Here is a 21,796-nt window from a genome sequence, read left to right as displayed (position 1 = left end):
TAACCAGTTCGGGGCTAAACACATAAGGAAGTTAGTTGGGGTGCTTAGAGCTGAACGCCGTCCCGCCAGATACGGGTGGGGAGCAGGGTTTCAGCGTCCAGGAGCAGAAGGTCACCCGGGTAACCCGGTGCAATCCGACCGTAGGAGTCAGCCAAGTCCAGAGCGGCGGCAGCCTGAGAAGTGGCCGCAGCAACCGCAAGGTCAAGCGGCTGACCAGAGTGCTGAACAGCCAACGCCACCGCACGGTCCATCGTCAGGGTGGAGCCAGCCAGGGATTTACCCTCAACCAGGGTTGCAACCCCACCCTTAACCTCAACCTCGAGGGTACCCAGCATGTAGATGCCGTCAGCGTTACAGGTAGCTGACATGGCATCGGTCACCAGCACGGTACGCTCCGGTGCCCGCCCAAAAATCTGGGCAACTACTGAGGGATGAACGTGAATACCGTCGTTAATAATTTCCAGTGAAACACGGCTGTCTTCCAGGGCCGCAATCACGGGGCCGGGGGCACGGTGGTGGATACCGTTCATACCGTTAAAGGTGTGGGTTAGCAGACTAGCACCTGCCGAGAAAGCGTCTCTTGCCTGCTCATAGGTGGCGCTGGTGTGGCCCACAGCGACCTTGGTACCTGCGCCCACAAAGCTTTCAATAGCGGCCAGGCCACCCTCACGTTCAGGGGCCATGGTCACCTGGAGCAGATGTCCGCCAGCCGCATCAAGAATCTGGGCGACTGCCTCAGGGTCAGGGTCACACAGAAGATCCTCGGGGTGAGCACCTTTGTGCTGGGGGTGTAGGAAAGGCCCTTCGGCGTGGAAACCCAAAACCTGAGGGTTCTGCTCCACCAGAGGTGCCAGGTTACGCAAGCTATGGCTAATAGCCTCCACCGAGTTAGTCACGGTGGAGAGAACACTGCGGGTGGTACCGTGCTTGGCGTGAGCCTCAAGGGCGGCAGTAGCGCTTTCAATGCTTCCCTCATCATAGGCGTGCCCAGCACCGCCGTGATGGTGGATATCAATATAACCGGGGACCAGCGGAGCCCCAGCCGCATCAACCACCTCGGTACCGGGGCTCAGGTAGCTCTGCCACTCATCCTCGCCCAGAACCTTACTAATCTTCCCGTTCTCTAGAAGGACCGCACCGCGCTGGTGAACCCCTCCGATGATCCCGTCATAGAGGGTAGCTGAATGAACGATAAGGGAGGACATAAAATCTGCCTTCTTTCTCATCAAAGAATTAAACAATACGGAGGTTATAGCCCTGCTGGGTCACCCGATCGGCCCATTCCTGGCTGATAGAGGAGTCTGTAATGATGGTAGTGGCTAAACGGTCGCTGTCACCGCTAATCGAGGTAAAGGAACGCTTACCGAACTTACTTGAATCGGCCACGATAAAGGTCTGCTGGGCACGGGTAATCATAGTGTGGTTGACCGATGCCTCATACTCATCCACGGTGCCCGGGCCGTTTTCGTCGAACCCGTTGACCCCGATAAAAGCCATGTCCAAAGAAATCTGGTTGAGAACATCAATGGCGTAGGGGCCGGTCAGCTCGTAGGAGAAGCCGTTAATCACCCCGCCGGTCAGCACAATTTTGATTTCGCTGACTTCGGCCAGCCGGTAGGCGATATCAACGGCGTTGGTGACGATGGTCAGCAGAGGCTTATGGGGAGAAGAGGGCTGATCCTTATGGCGGTGAGCCCACTGTGCAAGAGCATGGGCAAGAGCGCCCACAGTGCTGCCACCGGTGACCCCAATCATGGCACCGGGCTTGATGTATTCCAGGCAATGCTGGGCAATTGCGGCCTTTTGGGTGCTGTGGGTCTGGTCCATCTTAATGACCGGCGGGAGGTAGGTAGGCAGACTCTGGGCGCCACCCCGTGTGCGCTGCAGCAGGCCAGCCTGGCTGAGCGCTTCCAGGTCCCGCCGGACCGTGGCTGTGGATATCTTGAGCTCGTCAACCAGTTCTTTGACCGTCACGACTTGGCGTGAGTTCACGATATCCAATATCTGTGTATGGCGCACATCACGCATAGTCAGAGCAAGCTCCTTGATCTCTATAGTTTTTCAGGCCGCTAACTAACAGGTATCGCCGGGGATGCGCCCCAGCTTCCCAATAATCTATCGAATTCTTTTCTAACTTTCATTCCTGCCCACTAACTGGGCCAGCTCCCCAGACAGCACAGTCATGTAAGCCAGGCTCTTGCCCGGCTGGAACCAGCCGGGCAAGGGTTATTACTATCGAGCGGAACCGCTGGCAAAAAGGGTCAGCAATCGCTGGGCCTCCTGGCTCAGGGCCTCCCGGCCAGCCATGGTGTACTTGCGGGAGTCCACGACATCTGGGTGAGCCGCCAGGTATTCGCGGATAGCCCCGGTATAGAAACCGTTCAGGTGGGTTGAAACGTTGATCTTAGTCATGCCAGATGCAATACCGCGCAGAATTTCCTGGTCACTGACGCCCGATGAGCCATGCAGGACCAGGGGTACACCTGCGGCTTGACGGAGCCGGCCAATCAGCTCGTGATCCAAGGTGGCGGTGCGGGAGGTCATGGCGTGCTCACTGCCTACAGCCACTGCTAAGGTATCGACACCGGTTGCCGCCACGAATTCCTTACTCTCTGCCGGATCGGTGCGTACACCGGGAGCGTGGGCGCTCTTCTTGCCGCCAATTTCACCGAGTTCAGCTTCAACGGTCGCACCCTTCTTGTGGGCGTATTCCACGACCTTGGCGGTTGCGGCCAGGTTCTCTTCGTAGGGCAGGGTTGAGCCGTCGTACATGACCGAGCTGAAGCCCAGGTCAATAGCCTGGCAGGCCAGTTCCACAGACTCGCAGTGATCCAGATGAACAGCAATCTCGGCGGTTGAGTTCCGTGCAATTTCAAGCATGGCATGGCCGATAGGCTCAAAGCCACCGTGGTAGCGGATGCAGTTGTGGCTGACCTGCATAATCACGGGCAGGTTAGATCGCTCAGCGGCGGCCGCAATTGCTTCTGCGGTTTCCAGGTGGACGACGTTGAAAGCCCCGATGCCGCTCTTACGGCTTTCGGCAGCTAGGACCAGATCTAGGGTGCTTACCTGTGGCATGTTGTTCTTCCTTCTGGGCTGGTGCTAGGACGCCGACGGGTAGGTGACATCTTCAACGATGACCTTTTCGGCCAGTGAAGACCAGGCGCTACCAATAGAGCCGGCGAGGGGTTGGGTAACAGCGGAGGCAGACCAGCTCACTGCACGGATAAGCAGGTCTTCTAGGCTGAGTTCATCAAGAAGTGAGGTAGCAAGGGCTGCTACGAGGGCATCGCCTGCCCCGGTGGGGTTACCTTCAAGGGGTTGAGCAAGACGCGCTTTGACTCCCTGCTCTTGCCCGAAAGCGTAGAGGCCGTCAGGGCCGCAGGAGACAATGATCTGCTGGGCACCCAGCTCCTGTAGGCGGGCGACACCCCGGTAGAGGTCTTGCTCACCGGTTGCTTCTACCAGTTCAGCTCGATTGGGCTTGAGGTAGGTGACACCGGCGCGGGCGGCTTCCAGTAGGTAGGGGCCGGAAGTATCCACGATGAAAGCGGCACCGGCCTCCTGGCAGGTACGAGCGATATCAGAGATAAGTCCTTCGGGGCTCCGGGGAGGGAAGGAGCCAGAGAGTGTGACCACGCTACCGGGGTACTGAGCCAGGGAGTCTGCCAGGTGCTTCAGGAGTTCCCGGTAGACCTCTGCGGGGTGCTCCTGGCCTGACTCGTTGATGATGGTGGTCGTGGAGCTTTCCGTTTCCACCAGGGCATAGGTGCTCCGCAGGGGAACGGGGGTAGAGGCCTGAAGGAGCTGTACCTGCTCGTGTAGGGGGCACACCCCGGGGCTCGAAGCGGCAACTCGGGCCTTGAGCTCAGCGAGCGATAGCTCGTTCAGGGGCGCAAGAGCCAGAGCAGGGTAGCCCTGCTCGGCGGCTACGTTTGCAACGTTAAGCCCCTTACCGCCCAATCTGCGCTGGGCATGAGGGATCCGAAGGGTGCTCTCCGGGGTGAGCTGGTCTATGCTCACCGTGATATCGAGAGCTGGATTGAGCGTCAGTGTAATGACTCGTGCACCGGCCATAATGGTACCTCTCCCCTTTCCCTACTGCTTAGTTCAGAATGACTGAACGGGTTAGGTTGCGGGGTTCATCGGGGTTTAGTCCGTTAGCCAAGGCAGTTTCAAGAGCTACGCGGTGCTGGCGAGCAAGGTCAGCCAGGGGGTCAAGGTCACGATCCTCGAAGTAAGCGCCGGTTGCTTCTACCTGCTCGCGCAGCCCCTCGGGTGCAAGGCCGAACTGCCAGGTGACGCGGCCGGGTGCTGCGATGGAGATGGGACCGTGGCGGTACTCCATGGAATTGTAGGACTCGGTCCACTTCTGGGAGGATTCGCGCATCTTGAGTGCGGCTTCAGTAGCCAGCGCTGCGATCCAACCGGTGCCCAAGAAGGAGTACTGTTCAGCGTTGATCAGTTCAGGGGCAAGAGGTTCGCTCAGTGCAGCGCGGCAATCTTCGATAGCGGCACGGCATACTTCTTCTGAGTCGATGGAGCTCCGCAGGAACATGAGAGCGGTGGTAGCGAAGCGGGTCTGGACAACGGACTTCTCGTCGGCGAAGGAGAGGTCAACAAGGCGGTCAGCAAGTTCTGCTACGGGTGAGTCAGGTACACCGACCAGGACGGTGATGGGCTTGGTGCCTTTGACGCTCTTCATGAAGTCAACGATTTCGGTGGTGGTACCGGAGCGGCAGATGATGAGGTATTCGTCAAAGTCACGACCGGTGGGGACCTCGGTTGCGGTGAAGGCATCGGTGATGCCCTGGCCAGCATTTTCGCGCAGAGCGGCGTAGGCCTGAGCCATGAACCAGGAGGTGCCGCAGCCAATAGCTGCTACCTTCAGGCCGGGCTGGGGAAGGACGGCGGTGTCCAAGCCCAGTGCCTGCTCCCACATGAGGGGCTGGCTTTCAAGTTCTTCTTTCATAAAAGCGCCTGCTAGAGACATGGTGTTTTTCCCTTCCGGAGCGTCTGTAGTTCTGGTGAGCAACTGCCCATTAGCAATCATTTTCGCTCAATATTTATGATTACACATGATTCCTTTTGCTGTCCAGACCTGAAGGCAACTTAAAAGAAAAGCGAGCACCCAGCACCCTACCCAAAGGCAAAAACTGAGGCGGACGACACTCAAGATACTTAATTAGGGAGGGTTCGGCTCTTACTTTTGAGTCAAAACCACCCTTTTTCAGGGGCCAGGGCCCCCTGCACATCCTTCACTAGGCCCCATGATCAAGTTTGATTTTTTCTCAAAAAAAATCAGTCAAAATGTTTACATCACGCAAATTCGCTCACTATGATGGGATGTGTAGATAGGTCCGTTACCGAGGAGACAATCCCATGAGCTTTACTCCCGATCTCGTCTCAGCCCAACGAGAGGCCAAAGACTGGAAAGAAGCTATCCAGCTAGTTGGCAGCCTCTACGAGCAGGCCGGAATAGCCACCGAAGAATACACTCAGGCTATGATTCAGGGCGTCCTGGACTTTGGGCCCTACATGGTCTTTGTTCCCGGCATTGCCATGCCGCACGCTAAGGCAACCAGCGGCGTGCTCAAGTCTGGCACAGCGGTCGTCACCCTCTCCACCCCCGTAGAGTTCGGTAGCGAGAAGAACGATCCCGTCGATTTCCTCATCTCGTTTGCCTCAACAAGCACCGACGGGCACATGGAAAAGATCCAAGAACTTGCAGCTGTCCTAGCTGACCAAGACCGTATTGAAAAAGCACGCCAGGCCCGCAATGACGATGAGCTTATGCGCGTGTTCACCACCAAATAGTAAGGAAAAGAACAATGATTTCAATTGCAACCGTATGTGGCATGGGCCTCGGAACCTCCATGATGCTGGCCGGGCAGGTACGCACCCTGCTCAGCGCCGAAGGTATCGAAGCTAAAGTTCAGGCTATTGACCTGGGCTCCTTCAAGTCCCAGCCTTCAGACATCGTTGTGACCACCACCGGAATGGCAAAAAACGTCGAAGGCACCAAGGCCAAGGTCGTTCTCATTGACAATCTCATCGACAAGAACGAGGTTAAGACCAAGGTTCTAGCAGCTGTCAAAGACTTCCAAGCCGGTGCCTAACAGCACCCCTTAGATACATAAGGTAAACCACCATGGATTCCGTCCTTTCCTTCTTGATACAGCTGGTTCAGATCCCAGCTATTATCGTAGGTTTTATCGCCTTTATCGGTTTGCTCGCCCAGAAGAAGAGCGCCGACGAGATTGTTACCGGCACTATTAAGACCGCACTCTCGCTACTGATTATCGGTGGCGGCGTTACCGTCCTGATTCAGGGTCTCGGCCCCATCCAGGACATGTTCAAGATGGCCTTCCCCGCGGGGAACATCACCACCTTCGTTACCTTCGATGAAGCCGTGGTCTCGGCCGTTCAGGCTGGACCTGTAGCAGCTCTAGGCTCACAAATTGGCCTAACCATGCTCTTTGGTTACATCGTTCACCTCCTGCTAGCCCGCTTCACCCCCTGGCACTACGTCTACCTGACCGGCCACATGATCTGGGTGCACGCTGGTGCTTTCACCATCGCCATCTACCAGCTGGGTCTGGGCCCCTTCTGGACTGTTGCCATCGCCTCTATCATTGACGGCTTCTACATGACCCTGGCTCCCGCCATCGCCCAGCCCTTCGTCCGCCGTATCACCGGTGGTAACGACGTTGGTTTCGCACACGGCCAGACCCTGCTCAACGTACTAGCTGGCTACCTGGGCATGGTCATTGGCAACAAGGAGAAGTCAACCGAGGACATCAAACTCCCCGAGAAGCTCTCCTTCTTCCGCGACGTAGCTGTCTCCACCACCCTGGTCATGCTCATTGTCTCCATCGGCACAGCTATCACAGCTGTTTCCGTAGGTGGCGTAGAAGCCTTCGAAGCGACCACCGAAAACGGTGGTATCTCCAACGGTCAAAACTGGATCCTCTTCGCTTTCATGATGGCTATGCAGTTCACCGCAGGTATGCTGATTCTGCTCTACGGTGTTCGTATGCTCATCGGGGAAATCGTTCCTGCCTTTGAAGGTATCTCCCAGAAGGTTATTCCCAACGCGATTCCCGCACTGGATGTACCTGTTCTCTTTGCCTTCGCACCCAACGCTCTGCTCATCGGTCTGATCTCCGGTCTCATCGGTCAAATCGCTGGTATGGCACTCTGTGTCTCCCTGGGTTGGCCGGTCCCCATCCCCTCCATGATCGTGGCCTTCTTCGCTTCCGGTACCGCAGCAATTTTTGCTAACTCAACCGGTGGCCGTCTTGCAGCCTGGATTGGCGGTTTCCTCTGGGGCTTCCTGGGCTGGATCCTGATCTCCTTCGCCTTCTACAGCCAGGCCTTTGGCGACCTGGAAGCTCTCGGCGCCTCCGGCCTGGGCTTCACCGTTCCCGATGCTGTTGTCCCCGGCATCATCATCCACTGGATCGGCCAGCTCCTGGGCCTCGTAGCCTAAAAACTTGGTTGCTCTCGCACCGCTACCCCGCGCGGTCTTACCGGTCGGGCGGGGAACAACAATTTTCTACCAGCATCAATCAAAGGATTCTGAATCATGTCACAGCTCTTGGATAGCTACTACCAGCAAATCATCTCCCTGCTTGAAAAGATTCGTGAAGAAGAAGTACCTACCATCGAAAAGGCAGCATCAGAGATCGCTGACCGCGTCGCAAAGGGTGCCCGTATCTTTGCTTTCGGTGCTTCACACTCCAGCCTGCCGGTCCAGGACATCGTCTACCGCGCCGGTGGCCTCATGCTCATCAACCCCCTCTACGCACCCGGCGTTGAAGCACTGACCACCCGCCCCACCACCCTGGGCTCCCAGATGGAACAGATGCCTGGCTACGCCGAGGTCGTCCTCAACAACTCACCCCTGCGCGAAGGCGATGTTCTCATTGTTGTTTCGGTCTCTGGCCGTAACGCACTCCCGGTCGAGCTGGCTCGTGAAGCCCGTGCCCGCGGCATCTTCGTGGTAGGTCTGACCTCCTCCAAGTACACCGACGCCGTTACCTCTCGCGTTCCCGATAAGACCAAGCTCAAGGATCACGCAGATATCCTCATCGACAACCAGGTCGATGCCGGCGACGCCGTACTTTCCCTCGAAGGTGTCCCCCAGAAGTTCACCCCTGCTTCGGGTGTCACCTCGACCGCGATTCTGCACTCCCTGTCCGCAGGTATCATAGAGCAGCTCTTGGCTCGCGGAATCAGCGCCCCAGTCTTCCTCGCGGCCAACCTCGATGGTGGTGCCGAGTGGAACAAGAAGCACATGTCTGAAAACCAGGACAAGATCTTCTACCTTAACTAATGAGCAGTGCCTGACTCGGAGCTTTACTCTGAGTCAGGCACCTTTTATATCTAAGGACATAAACAATGAAGTTTACCTCCAGCAAATACAGGGCCTTAACCCTGGGTCTAGTCACCCTCAGCCTGGCAGCTTGTTCAACAGCCCCGGGCCAGCCCGGTCAGCCCACAGCAAGCGCTTCTGCTAGCCCCTCAGCGACGAGCAGCTCCAGTTCAACAGCGCAACCCACCGCAACAGCAAGCCCTAGCCCCAGTGCTAGCCCCAGCTCAACGGAACAACCCACCGCAACTGCAGAACCTAGCGAAACCGGGTCCCCCCAGCCAACTCCCTCCCCCAGTGTTAGCTCTTCTGCCGGTACAGGGGACCAGGCAGGTCAAGACTGGGTTCTTAAGTATCAAGAACAGTTTGATGATGATATTTCCCTCTCGGCAGAGCCCTGGATAGTTGATCCGCTGGGCGCCGAAAGCCCCTGGTACGTTGATGAGTTCTCCGATGACGGTGTTTATTACAGCATTTTGGGGGGCAAGTCCTTCGACCGTGCCCTGGACAGCATGAACATCATGCGTAAGCGTCTTACTTTCGGCCAGGACGGTTGGCTGACCCTAGAATTAGCTGCCCAGGACCTCAACAAGGACGGGATTCCCGATACAGAGCCCTCCCTGACAAGCCAGGACGGGGAAGGAGTTCTGAAGGTTCCCGCCTGGAATAGCGGCCTGGTCCTTACCGGCACCGACACCCTACCCAGCGAATACCGCATTGAGTACGAACTTAAGACCGTTGATTTCGGTGGCAAGCGTACCGTTAACGGCGAAGAGACCTGGAACTACGACGGCAAGTACAACGGCTACACCCCCGGTGAGTGCAAGACTAACTTCCCCTGGGTTCGCCGTGGTGACTACTCTCAGGGTGGTTCAGACACCGTTGACCCCTGCGCCGCACCCTGGGGCGATGTGACCAAGGAGAACGGCTACTATCTGCTCTCCATCATGGACTACGCCCACCCGGCTCCCCACAACAACATCTTCATCCACAGCCACCGCAAGGTAGGCATGGATACCTACTCTGTTGATGCCTCATGGGCTAAGAACTATTCTGTCTGCAACCCCGCCACCCAGGAGGTATACCCCTATAGCCTCTCAAAGGCAAACGGTATCAACCAGATCTTCTTTGACGGCAACAGCTTCCGTGACCCGAGCTTCGCCTACAACCAGTTCGTCATGCCCACTCCCTGTGGCCTGCGTGTTGGTGATGTTCCCGGTGCAACGATTGTTGCTACCGCTGAGCTTGAGCCTGAACTGATGCCTCAAGAAACCTACACCATTGCTATTGAGCGCACCAAGGACAGCTACGTCACCGAGCTGACCGGCAATTTCCGCTACATCGGCCACACCACGATCCGCAATGAGCGCCCCTTCGTAGATCAGGACGGACAGCACTCCATCTGGCACTACAACCAGACCGCTGATGAGTACGATGGTTCTCTGAACCAGACTCTCACCTTTGAGGGCCCCTTCGGTAGCTTTGATAAGGATATGTGGCCTGAGGGATCGGCTTACCCGGATAACTTTGTCATTGGTATCCCGCACCTGAACTATTACGAGGGTTCGGCAACCATTGACAATATCAAGCTCTACACCAAATAAGACTGCCCTAGAAATATCAGCTTAGGTCTACCCCTCAACCCCTCACTAGGAGGAGATTTAGTATGTACGCTTCTCGGCGTCAAGCCCTCAGCGGCCTCTTAAGCTCTGTGGCCCTAGCAGGACTAGGAACAACCCTGGTCCAAGACCCAGCACAGGCAAGCTACGCTATCAATCCTGACCGGATTATTAAAGCCAACCCCAGCATCTTGGTCCACGAAAAGGACTTCGCCTACCTGCGCCAGAACCAGGACAAGCTGGCTACTTTCTTGAACCGTTGCGCCCGTGAATTGTCTTATCAGCCTAGCCCGGTAGCAGACCTGGCACCTGCACCTCACTATGACGCGAACGGTGTTAACACCAGCCCTAAAAGTGGTGCCATTTTTAGCCGTGATGTCCGCGTAGCCTACCGCCTAGCTATCCGCTACCGCATCACTCGGGAGACGGAGTATGCGCTCAAGGCACTCCAGATTATTGATGCCTGGGCCAGTACCCTCACCGCAGTAAGCACTCGCCAGGGGGAGGCTGACTTGAATTTCAACTCAGCGCACATGATTCTGGCAGCCTACTGGGCTCAGGTATGCGGCCAATGGGATAACGCAACCTTCAAAGACTTCCTCCGTAACCTGGTTCTGCCTCATTCCACCTCTGACAGGGATAATAACCACGGTTTCTGGGGGGTGCTGACGGAGGCCTGCGTAGCCGGTTACCTGGGCGATAAGGTTCTGCTTCAGCAGGCTAAGGACCGTTGGGAAACACTGCTCATTAAAGGTGTTGATGACAAGGGCGAGATGCCCCTGGAACGCGATCGCAGTGCAACCTCTAACTGGCATGGGGGCCCCGATAAGGGCAAGAAGGGAATTGCCTACACGCACTATGCTCTACTCCCTGCCAGCCACGCAGCTAAGATCTTTGTTGATCTGGGCCTGCCTGCCTGGGCCACCCCCGGCGGCAAGAAGCTGGAGCAGGCCTACGGTGTAGCTGCCCGGTGGACTAACAACCCCACTAGCTTCCCCTACTATGAGAGCAACAAGGGGCAACTCGATGGCGTGCGTGATGCCGCCTACTTTGCCTTACTCAGCCGTGTTTACCCTGACCCTGCAGGCAAGAAAGCCCTCGCGGACGGTTCTTTGGGTTCTAACGGCCTGCAAACCTTGGAGCTTTTCCCCAGCTTCTAGGTGCCTGCTCTGTGTTAGTGGGCGCTAACTGGGTTGAGCCCCGCAGCTCTTAGCTCTCTTAAAGCGGAAGGGACCGGTCAGTGCGTAACTGGCCGGCCCCTTCTGTTTTTGTCTTTAGTTACGGAAGCCGTGAACCGGGGACGGGATCCGCCCACCACGAGCCACGAAAGCCTCAGCGGATTCGGGGTGGGCGGGCATGACCGGTGCACGACCGAGCAGGCCGCCAAACTCGACCATCTGGCCCACCTCAAGACCGATTGCGGGGATAACTCGCACAGCGGTGGTCTTGTGGTTCATCACGCCAATAGCTGCCTCATCGGCAATCATGGCTGAGATGGTAGCTGCGGTGGTATCACCGGGGATAGCGACCATATCCAGGCCGACCGAGCAGATGGCGGTCATAGCTTCGAGCTTATCCAGGGTGATTTTCCCGGCTGCGGCGGCATCAATCATGCCGATATCCTCAGAGATGGGGATAAAGGAGCCAGAAAGTCCACCCACATGGGAGCAGGCCATGAGCCCGCCCTTCTTGACGGCATCGTTGAGTAGGGCCAGGGCGGCAACGGTTCCGTGGGTTCCCACGGATTCCAGGCCCATCTCTTCGAGCACGTGCGCTACGGAGTCGCCCACCTCAGCAGTGGGAGCCAGGGAAAGGTCTACGATGCCGAAGTCAACACCCAGGCGGTCAGCGGCTAAGGTGCCAACCAGCTGGCCCATGCGGGTTATTTTGAAGGCTGCCTTTTTAATGGCCTCAGCGCAGGAATCAAAGGATTCACCGCGCACCTTTTCCAGGGCACGTTTAATCACGCCGGGGCCCGAAACACCTACAGAAACAACGGTGTCAGCTTCCTGCACGCCGTGGAAAGCACCGGCCATGAAGGGGTTATCGGATACGGCGTTGGCAAAGACAACCAGTTTAGAACAACCAAAGCCGTGGGCTTCTGCCGAGCCCTCGGCTGTTTGGCGGATAACCTCGCCCATGGTTTTGACCGCACTCATATTGATTCCGGCGCGGGAAGACCCAATATTGACAGAGGCACAGACCACGTCAGTCTCGTTGAGGGCACGTGGGATAGAACGCATGAGCTTTTCATCAGCGGGGGTGGAGCCCTTATCAACCAGGGCAGTAAAACCGCCGATGAAGTTCACCCCCACGGCTTTTGCCGCAGCGTCCAGGGTTTTTGCGAACTCTACATAGTCCTCGTCGTCGGAGGCGCCGGCAACCAGAGCGATAGGGGTGACGGAGATGCGCTTATTGATGATGGGGATACCGAGCTCAGCCTCAATGCCTTCAGCGACTTCAACCAGGCGGGCGGCGCGGGAGGTAATTTTGTCGTAGATTTTCTGGCGAGCAATAGCGCCCCTGGAGTCAGCGCAGTCCAGCAGTGAGATGCCCATGGTGACTGTGCGAATATCGAGTTTGTCTTCCTCGATCATCTGTAGGGTTTCAAGAATATTATCGGAGCGGAACATGGTGCGGTAGCTCCTAGAGGTTGTGCATGGCTTGGAAGATTGCATCAGACTGAATACGAATCTGAACGCGCTGAGCTTCTTCAACCGGTTTCATGGCTTCTTGCAGCTCGGTGATGGACTGGCTGGTCTCATCGAAGCTACCCTGCAGAATCATGGTGAAGTAACCCTGCATGAGGGTCTGGGAGAGGTTTTCAATGTTGACTTTGCGTTCAGCGAGCTTGCCTGTCACACCGGCGATGATGCCCTCGTGGTCTAGGCCGGTCACAGTTAAAATAATTTTCATCGTTTCCTTAAGGTACTGGTTTTTAGCTGGTTAGCCACCGGCTGGGGCGTCAGGTTGTCCTTGCCCAGGCTTCGAGGGGGCCCTTTGGAGGGGACCTGACCTATGATGCTCTCTGACAGGCGATGTAGAGCTGGCCCTGGCCGCTAAGGCTTAGGGTAGCGGATTCTCCTGTGTACATCACGGCTTGGGTTCCGCCTAGTGTGAAGGTCTTATCGTCATCGCGAACCACCATGGTACCAGCGGTGCACAGGGCGATCGCAACACCGCTAAGGGGGAGTTCAATTTCTTGACCTTGCTCAAGGACCAGGTGGGTGATGCTGAGGCGTTCGTCCCACATGGAGTATTCTGCGGTGCCGTCGCTGGTGGGGGTTGGGCGCTGAATGACCGGTGCGTCTTGTCGCTCCCCCAGAATCTTGATGAGTTCTTCCTCGTCAAGGTGTTTGGGGGTTAGCCCTGCGCGCATGACGTTATCGGAGGGGTTCATGAGTTCGATGGCGGTGCCGGAGATGTAAGCGTGCACCTGCCCGTCGGGGGTATAGACCGATTCACCCGGTGCCAGGTAGACCAGGTTCATGACCAGGGCAACCAGCAGGCCGCGGTCGCCGGGGTATTTAGAGTCAATGAGGTTGACTAGTTCGGCTACGCCAGCGGCCAGTGATTCGCGCCCGTCCACGGCTCCGTTCTTTTGTGCCCAGCTGCGGGCTGCTGCAAGGGTTTGCTCAAGGGCGGTGGCGGAGGCTTGCGGTGACATTCGGATAATTGCGGTGAGAAGCTGTTTGGGGGTCTTGGAGGCATCTAAGGCGCCAGCCAGCCAGCGGAGCTTGAAATGCTCGGCGATAGCCGAGAGCTCAGAGAACTTGCGCACGCCGGTTAGGATGCGCATCTCTGAGAGGGCAATGACGGTTTCAGGTTTGGAGAAGGTGTCCTTGTAGTTGCGTGCCGGATCGTTCAGGGGTATGCCACGGGCGTTCTCGTCGGCAAAGCCTGCTTGGGCCTGCTCGTCGGTGGGGTGCACCTGGATGGAAAGAGGCGATTCAATAGCCAGAATTTTGAAGAGGAAGGGGAAGACATCATTGGTGCGCTGGGCGTTGAGGAAGCGGTTGGGCTGCTCTGCAACCAGTGCGTCAAGGGTGTAGGTGCCGCCGTCTACGTGTGCTACGGAGGGAGCTGCGGGGTGGGCACCTACCCAGAGCTCTGCTTCGGGTTGTTCGGTGGGGGCTGGGGCCCCGCGCATGAGAGCTAAGGTCTCGTATGAACCCCAGGCATAATTCTGAATCGGGTTAGCAAGAGAAAAAAGTTCAGCCATGTACACCATACAACCATGCCTTAGGTGCCATAGGCATAAAATTATTATCTAAATTGCTGGTGTTTATTGCCATAAATCCCCGACAAATTCGCATGGAAACTGTCTAAAGCCGCTGGCGCCCCGTAAACTTGGCTCTTGTGAATACTATTGATTTAACCGCATCTTTTAAGGCCTACGATGTTCGCGGTATCGTAGGTGAAACCATTACCGCTGAGACCGTTCGTGCGACCGGTGCCGCTTTCGTGGACGTTCTCGATTTAGCTGGTCAGAATGTGCTGGTGGGCGCGGATATGCGGCCCTCCGGCTCCGAGTTCATGCAGGCTTTTGCCGAGGGGGTAACCGCTCGAGGCGCTCATGTCATTAATATTGGCCTGATTTCTACTGACGAGCTCTATTTTGCCTGTGGCATTGAGAATGCCGCTGGCGTTACCTTTACTGCTTCGCATAACCCCGCTGAGTACAACGGTATGAAGATGTCCAAGGCGGGCGCTGTTCCGCTTTCTTCTGAAACCGGCTTGTACGATATTCGTGACCTGGCCCAGAAGTACCTGGATGAGGGCGCTATCCCCGCTGTTGAGGCTACCGGTACCGTCTCTGAGAAGGACGTGCTTCAGGCTTATGCCGAGTACCTGCGCAATCTGGTGGATCTTTCGGGTATCCGTAAGCTCAAGGTTGTTGTCGATGCCGGTAACGGTATGGGCGGTTTGACTACTCCCGCTGTTTTGGGTGATACCATTCTGCCTGGCCTGCCCTTGGAAATCCTTCCCCTCTACTTTGAGTTGGACGGCACCTTCCCCAATCATCCCGCTAATCCGCTGGAGCCCGCTAACCTGGTGGATTTGCAGAAGGCTGTTGTGGAGCACGGTGCTGACATTGGTTTGGCTTTCGATGGCGATGCTGACCGTTGCTTCGTGATTGATGAGATGGGTGAGCCTGTCACGCCTTCGGCTATTACCGCACTGGTTGCTGAGCGCGAGATTAAGCGTGCCCAGGCTGAAGGTAACGATAACCCGGTCATCATTTACAACCTGATTACGTCTAAGGCTGTGCCTGAGCTGGTTGAGAAGCTGGGTGGCCGTGCCATTAAGACCCGTGTGGGTCACTCTTTCATCAAGGCTGTTATGGCAGATGAAAAGGGTGTTTTTGGTGGCGAGCATTCGGCTCACTACTATTTCAAGGACTTCTTCAACGCTGACACCGGTATGCTGGCTGCTCTGCATGTTCTGGCGGCGCTGGGTGAGGTTGAGGTTCCGCTGAGCGAGCTGGCTGAGAAGTACGCTCCCTACGTTGCCTCCGGGGAGATTAACTCTGAGATTGAGGACAAGGCTGGTGCTGTTGCCCGCGTTGCCGCTCACTTTGGTGATACCGTTGAGGTTTCTGATATGGACGGTACCACTTTTGAGCATAAGACTGAGGGCTGGTGGGCTAACCTGCGCCCCTCAAACACTGAGCCTTTCCTGCGTCTGAATCTTGAGGCTCCCGATGTGGCCACGATGGAGCGTGTGCGTGACACTATTTTGAAGATTGTGCGCGAGGGCTAAGGAACCTCCTGCTTTTTCTGAAGGCAAAGAGCGCCCGCCCTGTTTCTAGCTGAGAGGCTAGGAAACAGGGCGGGCGCTTTTATCTGATGGGTCTGCCTACGACTTATCTGCTCTTTAAAAGTCAGTATAACTATGGCTTTATGCCTCAATACAGAGGATGTTTACGCAGCCATAGTGCATCTCGCAATTCATCCCTTGGCCGGCTTCTCCATAGTTTTTGGACTCGTGAGTGAGACCGGATCCACACAGCAGCATCAGCATCAAGCCACTGAGCTAACTGATTAAGTTTCTGGGTAGCTTCACGAAGATACAGGTACTCTTCGCGCAGTGTTCTTCGCGTGACAGGTTCATGATGTGATAGCCGGTTTCTCAGATACAACGCATATATCACGGCATTTTCAAAATCCTGACGAGGCTTGCCGCCTACAGTGTAGTCCGGCAAATGTCGTTTGATGTACATCCAAGCAGTGGGTTCCTTAGACGCAGTCAGTAAGAAGCGCCAATGATCGAAAGACAATTCAGCGATGATTCTTCCCTTTGTGGCGGTGGAATAGGGCTGACCAGAACGCTGAATCGCTTTATAAACATTTCTCGTATAGCTTGCGTCATGACCGTTTGAGACCCTACCACGACCTCTATAGTTTGAGTCAAAGTAAGAGATATCAACTATCCAGTCGTCGCCATTTTCGGCGCTCATGGCCCTATCGATTGTGGTGCGAAGCAAGACCTCTATGTGTTGAATATCTTCAAGGAGCGCCTTCGCAACTCGAGTATTCCACACATAAAGGTCTTCAGCCTTGTCAGAGCTCTTGAAGCGTGACATACGCGGTGCCGAAAACCAGCGCTCTAAATCACTCAGCTGATATTTTCTTCTTGACTTCATTGATACACCTGCTAGGGTATAGGTGAGAGCTCCGGAACGGTCGACTGTCCTGAAATAGAGGATATACCCCCGGAGCTATTGTTTTATTCCCTCGCGGCTAAACGTACCTTACTTCGGGCTTGTCAGTAGTTGAGAAGCGGACCGCGCAGTAAAGAAAGTCTCGGTATGCTTCCAGATCGAGGGAACGGAATGCTTCGTGTCCGTAGTAATATCCTCCTGACAATGTGTAGTTGAAGACCCGCCCTGGCCCCAGCCTCTTGCTTTCTTCCGAGAAGAAAGCAAGTTTAATCAGAACTAAGTCCTTTGCTCCTCGACCATTGTCTTCAACGTAATAGCCAAGGACTGGAGTTGCCTTGTAATCCTCCGCTACCTCCAGCAGGCCCTCGACCTTTTTGTTTGAAATCGAGATCTGTGATGACCCAGTTTTGATGGTCCGGTAGGTAGATGCTACGGCAACCCTGTCACCGTCAATCTCGGCCAGATAGTAATCCCCTGGTAAGGCCTCTAGATTCTCAATACCGTACCGTCCAGCTTCCTGGTCAAGAACAGCTCCGAATCGTTCAAACGCTTCCTGCGCTCTGGTGGGCATAATCGATCTCCCCTAAATAGCTTCCTTGGCCATATCCCGGCTCTACCTTTCTAACTTTAGCCTAACTTCTTATTCAATTCTATAAAAATTCTTTATAAAGTCTAGCTAAATTCTAGTCGCTTCATCTGCGGGGCTAGGAAACAGGGCGGGCGCTTTTGTATGAAGATGTAGAAGCGCGGTGAACCTACCGGGAGCCTGCTGGCTCGGGGCTGGCGTGAATCAGGGGCGAGCGCCCCAGCGCGAGCACCTGAGAGGGTCAGCAGGCGAAGGTAGGTTCACCGCGCTCTATCTTTAACCGTTAGGCGCGGGCCTGGGCCGGAGGGTTAGGCGCAGGCCTGGGCCGAAGGGTTAGGCGCGGGCCTGGTCGTGGAGCATCCACTGGTCGGGGCCGAAGATCTCGTACTGGATCTGCTGGCCGGGTACACCCGCTTCAACCAGCTGTGAGCGTACACCCTGCATGAAGGGCAATGGGCCGCACAGGTAGGCGGAGGCGTTGGCGGGTACCTCCAGCTTGGAGATATCAACGCGACCTTCGTAGTCGCCTTCACCGGTGGTTTCGAGGAAGGAAATCAGGCGGGCGTTCTTGAGTTTCTCAACATAACTGGCCATCTCCTCGCGTAGAGGCCAGGTAGCGGTTGAGCGGTCGGCGTGAACTACGACGACTTCGCGCTCTGAGCCGCTGGCGGCGAGTTCGGAGAGGAAGGCGATCATGGGGGTTACACCGATACCTGCGGAGAAGAGGTAGAGGGGTTTGGTTGCGTCATCGCCAAAAGCGCCCAGGGTGACGTCGCCGTAGGGGTTGGAGACCTCGACGATGTCGCCGACTGCGAGTTCGTGCAGGATGGGGGTCATTTCGCCTGCGGTGTCGAGTTTGATGGCTACGCGGCGCTGGTTCTTCTGGGAGGGGAGCAGGGTGAACTGGCGGGCCTGGCGGAGGCCATCTTTTGCTTTGGTGACGATGGAGACGTACTGGCCTGCTACGGCGTCGGTCATGGCTACGGCATTGGCGGCTTCGAAGGTGAAGTCGATGACGTTCTCGCCGGTTTCTTTGCGCTCTAGGAGGCGGAAGGGGGCGAACATGACCTCATTGGCTTGTGAGGCGTAGAGGCCTTTTTCAAGTTTGATGAGGGCGTCGGCCATGAGCCAGTAGACTTCGGTCCAGGCTTCTGCGATTTCGGGGGTGAGGATGTCGCCTAGGTTGGCGGCGATGGCTTCGAAGAGGTACTTGTAGACGGTGGGGTATTCTTCTTCGCGCAGGCCCAGTGAGGCGTGTTTGTGGGCTACGCGAGAGAGGACTTCGTCGGGGTAGCTGTCGGGGTTGGCCAGGATGTAGGAGGCGAAGACTGCGATGGAGCCTGCTAGTGCTTTGGGCTGGGTGCCTTCGAGTTGGGATGAGCGTGAGAACATGCCGTCCATGAGGTCGGGGCGGGCGGCGAACATGCGGCGGTAGAAGTCGGGGGTGATGTCGTTGATGCGTTCGGCGATGACGGGGAGGGTTGCCTCGATGATGGGGCGGGATTTGGCAGATAGCATGAGTGCTCCTTAGTGACAGGTTGTTGATAAACCACTTTCAATTTAGCATACTTCATACCAGTATTAGGGATTGGAAAGGCCGCTGCCGGTTTTAAAACCGACAGCGGCCTCGGTGCTTTTGTTAGTTTAAGCTACCGGCCGTGGTTTTTCTGGCGGAGCCAAGGGGGCCAAGTCCGAGTTCAAGGAAAACCGGGCCCATCTGGGCTTCGTTGGGTAGCTCAGAAATAACGACCGGATCGAGAATCTTGAAGAACTCTTCACGAGCGTTAGCTAGGATTACGCGCAAGGAGCAGGAATTGCGCATGGGGCAAGTATGTGTTTCGCCTTCACATTCAACCATAGGTATGTCGCCCTCGGTGGCACGGAGGACCTGCCCGACGGTTGCACAAGCGCCTTTTTCGGAGAGGCGGATGCCGCCGGTGCGGCCTCTGGTTGATTCGAGCAGACCCATATTTGCCAGGAAGGCTACAGATTTGGCAACGTGGTTATAGGGGGTTCCTACACCCTCAGCAATTTTCTGGGTTGAGATTTGGTGACCGTCCAGCCCAGAAAGTAGCATCAGTACGCGCAGGGAAACATCTGAAAAGGCAGTGAGGCGCACAAGGTCCAGCTCCTTAGACATAGTGATGGGGCGATTATTGCTTCAACCTTAAGTTTCAGCTATATGGTTTCAGGTTTCAAGCCAGGCTGTCATCAGCCGACTTCTGGCGCTTGAACTCTACTTTAGCCGGGTTTCCTGCACATGTTGGGGGTGTGTGAGAGTGGCAAAGTAGTATGATAGGTAAGTAAAAACTCGAGGGCGCAACCCTTTTCATCGCACATACGCCAAGGGTGCGGGTAGGTGGTTGCGTCCGTACCGCCTCCTGCTGGTGCACTCCTCCATTGATGTCGTGTTCTTCTGGCAGGTACATAGATAAAGGAATTATCTTGTCACAGCTTGATGCCTCCATTCAGGAATTGCTCTCCATTGAAGGCGCTACCGGTGCCGCTCTTGTCGATATTTCATCGGGTATGGCTCTTGCCGCTGGTGGTTCCCCTGGTTTTGACCTCACGGTAGCTGCTGCCGGTAACTCAAATGTTGTTCGGGCTAAGCTCAAGACCATGGCTGACCTTGATGTCAAGGGGAACATTGAGGACATTATGATCACTCTTTCCTCCCAGTACCACCTGATCAACGTTCTTAACACTTCAGAAACATCAGGTCTTTTCGTCTACCTGGTGCTTGAGCGCAACACTGCCAACCTGGCTCTAGCACGCCACAAACTCAATGCCATCGCTTCAAGGATTTCCTTGTAAGCTGGCCTCATCCCCCAAGGCACACCAGCCTAAATCAGGAGGGCTCCCGGCTATGATGAGCCGGGAGCCCTCCTGTTTTCAGTTATGGTCGAGCTCTCTAGACCAAATCCTCCCCCAGGGCTTCGCCCATGAGGGTGTCTTCGGTGGCTACCTTATTCTGCTGGACCGAAACGACTTCACCGGAGCGCATCACAGCAATGCGGTGGCACAGGCCGATAAGTTCTGACATGTCTGACCCAATGAGGATAATAGAGGTCCCCTTTTCGGTCAGCTCCATGAGCATCTTGTAAATTTCACTCTTAGAGCCCATATCAATGCCACGAGTAGGGTGGTTGAGAATCAGGATTTCACAGTCGGTAGTAATCCATTGGGCGAGGGCGACTTTCTGCTGATCACCGCCAGAGAGCTTACCCAGTTGGCCCTGGATGTTAGTGGTTTTGATGCGGAGCTTCTGAACCTGTTCAGCGACCTCCCGTAAGGCGGATACTTCGTGCAAGAAGCCTTTGGGTCGTTCTTTAAGGCCTGCGCTTTCCATCAGTATCTTTGCAATAGAGCGTTCGTTGGCAAGGCCCAGTTCGTCATCGTTATCGGAGAGGTAGCCGATACCGAGTGCTGCAGAGTCACCGGGTGAGCTAATGGTGACGTCCTGCCCGTTGACTTTGAGAGTGCCGAAAGTGGCGGTTTCGTCAACACCGACTAGGGCGGCAGCAACCTCGTTAATACCGGAGCGGCGTAGCCCTGTCAGACCAAAGATTTCACCCCGGTCAACCGAGAAGGACACCTTATTTAGGGAGCCCTTGGAGCTGGTGAGATTCTCGACGATGAGCTTGGCGTCTTGGCCAGCGAAGTCATCGGGGCGACCGCCCATCTCGATTTCGCGGTTGAACATCTTGAAGGCGATTTGCTCGGTAGTCATGGCACCTGGGTTAATTTCAGTGCTAATGGTGCCTTCAGAAAGAATCACTGCACGGTGAGCCAGGGAGCGGATCTCATCGATACGGTGGGTGATGTAGATAATTGCGCGGCCCTCAGCTGCCAGCTTACGGGTCACCTCATGAAGCTGGTAGATTTCAAAGTCGTTGAAGGTTGCGGCAACTTCATCCATGAGGACTAGGCGGGTCTCTTCGGCCTCCATGCGGACGACTTCAACCAGGGCCTGCTCTGCACGCACCAGATCTCCCATCTTGGCGCGGGGGTCAACAGCAAGACCAATTTCGGAGAGTAGTTCTTGGGCGCGAGCTACCAGAGCGTCCTCAGCATCGTCGGCATACTGGGTGGAGCGGAAGATTGCCTGGGCAACGGTCAGCTCAGAATCCACAGTAAATTTTTGGCGGATAGAGCCTACACCGGCCACCAAGGCTTCTTCGGGATTCTTTGGGGTGTAGCTCTTACCATCTAGGGTAATGGTGCCACCCGTGGGGCTGTCCCAGCCCCCCAGGATGGACAGTAACGTCGACTTGCCTGCGCCGTTCTCGCCGAGAAGACCTACGATTTCACCGGCGGCAACCTCCAGGTTAACGCCCTTGAGGGCGCGGAGGTGCTCGTGGTTCTTGGTGAGTTCTTTAACGCTCAGCAAATTTCCCACTCTTGTATTCCTTCCACACAAGCAAGCAGTAGCTCGCTCACCGCTACGCAACTCACCTCGCCGGTGGCTAACCGGCAGTTTTTGTTCGGGAGGGCACAGGGCTATACAGTACAGTCTTCAGCCATTCTTATAGCATTCTACAGAATATATAAGG

At 55.9% G+C, this 21,796-nt stretch carries 21 protein-coding genes; 8 read left to right on the top strand and 13 right to left on the bottom strand.

Annotated elements, in window-relative coordinates; genetic code table 11:
• Positions 1–44: 44 nt before the first annotated feature.
• The 5 genes from nagA to ACN08V_RS09250 all read right to left on the bottom strand — a co-directional run bounded on the left by nagA (position 45) and on the right by ACN08V_RS09250 (position 4,993).
• Entirely contained in the window at positions 45–1,205 is a 1,161-nt protein-coding gene (nagA, locus tag ACN08V_RS09270; protein ID WP_419105341.1) for an N-acetylglucosamine-6-phosphate deacetylase, read from the bottom strand.
• 28 nt (positions 1,206–1,233) lie between these two features.
• Positions 1,234–2,028 (bottom strand): DeoR/GlpR family DNA-binding transcription regulator, encoded by a 795-nt coding sequence (locus tag ACN08V_RS09265; protein WP_419100420.1) that lies wholly within the window; start codon positions 2,026–2,028, stop codon positions 1,234–1,236.
• Positions 2,029–2,232: 204 nt separating this feature from the next.
• A complete protein-coding gene (locus ACN08V_RS09260) occupies positions 2,233–3,078 on the bottom strand; it encodes a class II fructose-bisphosphate aldolase (protein ID WP_419100419.1) in 846 nt (281 codons plus the stop codon).
• A 24-nt stretch (positions 3,079–3,102) separates the two neighbouring features.
• A complete protein-coding gene (locus ACN08V_RS09255) occupies positions 3,103–4,077 on the bottom strand; it encodes a 1-phosphofructokinase family hexose kinase (RefSeq protein ID WP_419105340.1) in 975 nt (324 codons plus the stop codon).
• Between the two features lie 28 nt (positions 4,078–4,105).
• Positions 4,106–4,993 (bottom strand): SIS domain-containing protein, encoded by an 888-nt coding sequence (locus ACN08V_RS09250; RefSeq protein ID WP_419105339.1) that lies wholly within the window; start codon positions 4,991–4,993, stop codon positions 4,106–4,108.
• Positions 4,994–5,382: 389 nt separating this feature from the next.
• On the opposite strand from ACN08V_RS09250, the gene ACN08V_RS09245 reads away from it, so the two are divergent.
• The 6 genes from ACN08V_RS09245 (at position 5,383) to ACN08V_RS09220 (ending at position 11,153) form a co-directional block, all read left to right on the top strand.
• Positions 5,383–5,817 carry a PTS sugar transporter subunit IIA gene (locus ACN08V_RS09245; protein WP_419100416.1) on the top strand — a complete coding sequence of 145 codons (435 nt, stop codon included), beginning with the start codon at positions 5,383–5,385 and terminating at the stop codon, positions 5,815–5,817.
• 14 nt (positions 5,818–5,831) lie between these two features.
• Complete coding sequence (locus tag ACN08V_RS09240) at positions 5,832–6,119, top strand: PTS sugar transporter subunit IIB (protein WP_419100415.1); 288 nt, start codon at positions 5,832–5,834, stop codon at positions 6,117–6,119.
• A 32-nt stretch (positions 6,120–6,151) separates the two neighbouring features.
• Complete coding sequence (locus ACN08V_RS09235; protein ID WP_419100414.1) at positions 6,152–7,492, top strand: PTS ascorbate transporter subunit IIC; 1,341 nt, start codon at positions 6,152–6,154, stop codon at positions 7,490–7,492.
• A gap of 96 nt (positions 7,493–7,588) precedes the next feature.
• A complete protein-coding gene (locus tag ACN08V_RS09230) occupies positions 7,589–8,338 on the top strand; it encodes a sugar isomerase domain-containing protein (protein WP_419100413.1) in 750 nt (249 codons plus the stop codon).
• A 65-nt stretch (positions 8,339–8,403) separates the two neighbouring features.
• Positions 8,404–9,978: a hypothetical protein gene (locus tag ACN08V_RS09225; protein WP_419105338.1), complete on the top strand. Its 1,575-nt coding sequence runs from the start codon at positions 8,404–8,406 to the stop codon at positions 9,976–9,978.
• Between the two features lie 62 nt (positions 9,979–10,040).
• A complete protein-coding gene (locus ACN08V_RS09220) occupies positions 10,041–11,153 on the top strand; it encodes an alginate lyase family protein (protein ID WP_419105337.1) in 1,113 nt (370 codons plus the stop codon).
• Positions 11,154–11,267: 114 nt separating this feature from the next.
• On the opposite strand, the gene ACN08V_RS09215 is transcribed toward ACN08V_RS09220, so the two are convergent.
• The 3 genes from ACN08V_RS09215 to manA form a co-directional block, all read right to left on the bottom strand.
• Positions 11,268–12,626 carry a PFL family protein gene (locus tag ACN08V_RS09215; RefSeq protein ID WP_419105336.1) on the bottom strand — a complete coding sequence of 453 codons (1,359 nt, stop codon included), beginning with the start codon at positions 12,624–12,626 and terminating at the stop codon, positions 11,268–11,270.
• 13 nt (positions 12,627–12,639) lie between these two features.
• Positions 12,640–12,909, bottom strand: a complete 270-nt coding sequence (locus tag ACN08V_RS09210) for an ACT domain-containing protein (protein ID WP_419100409.1) — start codon at positions 12,907–12,909, stop codon at positions 12,640–12,642.
• Between the two features lie 100 nt (positions 12,910–13,009).
• Entirely contained in the window at positions 13,010–14,215 is a 1,206-nt protein-coding gene (gene manA / locus ACN08V_RS09205; protein ID WP_419105335.1) for a mannose-6-phosphate isomerase, class I, read from the bottom strand.
• A gap of 137 nt (positions 14,216–14,352) precedes the next feature.
• Here manA and ACN08V_RS09200 point away from each other — a divergent pair, with 137 nt between their 5' ends.
• On the top strand, positions 14,353–15,756 hold the full coding sequence (locus tag ACN08V_RS09200) for a phosphomannomutase/phosphoglucomutase (protein ID WP_419105334.1): 1,404 nt from the start codon (positions 14,353–14,355) through the stop codon (positions 15,754–15,756).
• 145 nt (positions 15,757–15,901) lie between these two features.
• On the opposite strand, the gene ACN08V_RS09195 is transcribed toward ACN08V_RS09200, so the two are convergent.
• From ACN08V_RS09195 to ACN08V_RS09180, 4 genes are all read right to left on the bottom strand, one after another.
• Positions 15,902–16,639, bottom strand: a complete 738-nt coding sequence (locus tag ACN08V_RS09195) for an Abi family protein (RefSeq protein ID WP_419100406.1) — start codon at positions 16,637–16,639, stop codon at positions 15,902–15,904.
• 97 nt (positions 16,640–16,736) lie between these two features.
• On the bottom strand, positions 16,737–17,228 hold the full coding sequence (locus ACN08V_RS09190) for a hypothetical protein (RefSeq protein ID WP_419100405.1): 492 nt from the start codon (positions 17,226–17,228) through the stop codon (positions 16,737–16,739).
• 348 nt (positions 17,229–17,576) lie between these two features.
• Positions 17,577–18,761 carry an FAD-binding oxidoreductase gene (locus ACN08V_RS09185; RefSeq protein ID WP_419105333.1) on the bottom strand — a complete coding sequence of 395 codons (1,185 nt, stop codon included), beginning with the start codon at positions 18,759–18,761 and terminating at the stop codon, positions 17,577–17,579.
• Positions 18,762–18,882: 121 nt separating this feature from the next.
• A complete protein-coding gene (locus ACN08V_RS09180) occupies positions 18,883–19,362 on the bottom strand; it encodes an RrF2 family transcriptional regulator (RefSeq protein WP_419100403.1) in 480 nt (159 codons plus the stop codon).
• Positions 19,363–19,688: 326 nt separating this feature from the next.
• On the opposite strand from ACN08V_RS09180, the gene ACN08V_RS09175 reads away from it, so the two are divergent.
• On the top strand, positions 19,689–20,057 hold the full coding sequence (locus ACN08V_RS09175) for a hypothetical protein (protein WP_419100402.1): 369 nt from the start codon (positions 19,689–19,691) through the stop codon (positions 20,055–20,057).
• A gap of 97 nt (positions 20,058–20,154) precedes the next feature.
• Here the strand turns inward: ACN08V_RS09175 and ACN08V_RS09170 are convergent, their stop codons facing one another.
• A complete protein-coding gene (locus ACN08V_RS09170; protein WP_419105332.1) occupies positions 20,155–21,642 on the bottom strand; it encodes a sugar ABC transporter ATP-binding protein in 1,488 nt (495 codons plus the stop codon).
• Positions 21,643–21,796 lie beyond the last annotated feature (154 nt).

The sequence above is a fragment of the Rothia sp. P5766 genome, from assembly GCF_048513555.1.
In the GTDB taxonomy this organism is placed as follows: domain Bacteria; phylum Actinomycetota; class Actinomycetes; order Actinomycetales; family Micrococcaceae; genus Rothia.
Note: the sequence above shows the minus strand (reverse complement) of the source record. Positions and strands in the feature narration are given on the sequence as shown.